The 268-nt window shown below is 62.7% G+C and carries 1 protein-coding gene; it reads left to right on the plus strand.

Annotation, left to right across the window (positions count from 1 at the left end; translation table 11 throughout):
- Nucleotides 1–268: PAQR family membrane homeostasis protein TrhA (trhA, locus tag R0J88_RS20505; protein WP_410900952.1), on the plus strand; the 268-nt coding region annotated here is incomplete at both ends.

Consider the following 268-nt stretch of genomic DNA (forward strand, 5'->3'; position numbering starts at 1 on the left):
TCATCTGGTCGCTCGCGCTGGGCGGCATCTTCCTCAAGCTGCGCTGGCCTGAACGCTTCAGCGCCCTGCGCGTGAGCGTCTATCTGCTGATGGGCTGGTTGATCGTGTTCGCCTCGCCGATGCTGGTCGAGAAGCTCTCCGAGACAGGGCTCATCCTGCTGGTCGCCGGCGGCATCACCTATACCCTGGGCGTGATCTTCTTTCTGATGACGCGCCTGCGCTATCACCACGCCATCTGGCACCTGTTCGTGCTTGGCGGCAGTACCTG

Origin of the sequence: Pseudoalteromonas sp. SIMBA_162 (assembly GCF_046535955.1) — a bacterium.
Lineage (GTDB): Bacteria > Pseudomonadota > Gammaproteobacteria > Enterobacterales > Alteromonadaceae > Pseudoalteromonas > Pseudoalteromonas marina.